This is a genomic window from Pseudidiomarina fusca, from assembly GCF_032227045.1.
In the GTDB taxonomy this organism is placed as follows: Bacteria; Pseudomonadota; Gammaproteobacteria; order Enterobacterales; family Alteromonadaceae; genus Pseudidiomarina; species Pseudidiomarina fusca.
This window is the reverse complement of sequence record NZ_JANFPJ010000083.1, coordinates 1-1,329: the sequence shown is the minus strand read 5'-3', so window position 1 is coordinate 1,329 and position 1,329 is coordinate 1. Positions and strand designations below refer to the sequence as shown.

Here is a 1,329-nt window from a genome sequence, read left to right as displayed (position 1 = left end):
TTCGTCCATTCACTTCGTTCACTGTTCGTACGTTCACTTTTCGAACAGCGTAGCGCACGAACAGCGTAGCGTACGAATAACGAACAACGCTTTTAAATGAAAAAAGGGAGCCGAAGCTCCCTTTTTCTTTAACCGCATCAATTAAGCTACGATTTTAGATACTACGCCTGCACCTACAGTACGGCCACCTTCACGGATTGCGAAGCGTAAACCTTCGTCCATCGCGATTGGGTGAATCAACTCTACTACGAACTTCAAGTTGTCGCCTGGCATAACCATCTCTACGCCTTCTGGTAACTGTACTGAACCAGTTACGTCAGTTGTACGGAAGTAGAACTGTGGACGATAGCCTTTGAAGAATGGAGTGTGACGTCCGCCTTCTTCTTTGGTCAATACGTATACTTCTGCTTCGAACTGAGTGTGTGGCTTGATTGAACCTGGCTTCGCTAATACTTGACCACGTTGAATCTCATCACGCTTAGTTCCACGCAACAACGCACCAATGTTCTCACCTGCACGACCTTCGTCTAGCAACTTACGGAACATCTCTACACCAGTTACGATTGTCTTCGTAGTATCTTTGATACCTACGATTTCTACTTCGTCACCAGTACGCACGATTCCACGCTCTACACGACCAGTTACTACAGTACCACGGCCTGAGATTGAGAATACGTCTTCGATTGGCATGATGAACGGCTTATCGATATCACGCTCTGGCTCTGGGATGTATGAATCCAAAGCTTCTGCCAATTCGATGATTTTCGCTTCCCACTTCTCTTCGCCTTCCAACGCTTTCAACGCTGAACCTTGAATTACTGGCAAGTCGTCACCTGGGAAATCGTACTCAGATAGAAGTTCACGTACTTCCATCTCTACCAATTCCAACAACTCTTCGTCATCTACCATGTCACACTTGTTCATGAATACGATGATGAATGGTACGCCTACCTGACGTGACAACAAGATGTGCTCACGAGTCTGTGGCATCGGGCCGTCAGTCGCTGCTACTACCAAGATTGCGCCGTCCATCTGCGCAGCACCAGTGATCATGTTTTTAACATAGTCAGCGTGTCCTGGGCAGTCTACGTGGGCGTAATGACGTGATGGAGTGTCATACTCTACGTGTGAAGTTGCGATGGTGATACCACGCGCTTTTTCTTCCGGTGCGTTATCGATTTGATCGAATGCACGTGCTGAACCACCGTAAGTTTTTGCCAATACTGTGGTAATTGCAGCAGTCAGAGTAGTTTTACCGTGGTCAACGTGGCCGATTGTACCTACGTTAACGTGCGGTTTGGAACGTTCAAATTTTTCTTTTGCCATGAC

The 1,329-nt window shown here is 47.1% G+C and carries 1 protein-coding gene; it reads right to left on the bottom strand.

Features of this window, described 5'->3' with window-relative positions; genetic code table 11:
* Positions 1-141: 141 nt before the first annotated feature.
* Complete coding sequence (tuf, locus tag NOG12_RS13140; RefSeq protein ID WP_110077115.1) at positions 142-1,326, bottom strand: elongation factor Tu; 1,185 nt, start codon at positions 1,324-1,326, stop codon at positions 142-144.
* Between the last annotated feature and the right edge of the window lie 3 nt (positions 1,327-1,329).

Excerpts from the sequence above, each read along its gene's own strand:
- tuf (WP_110077115.1), bottom strand. The coding sequence starts at position 1,326 with ATGGCAAAAGAAAAATTTGAACGTTCCAAACCGCACGTTAACGTAGGT.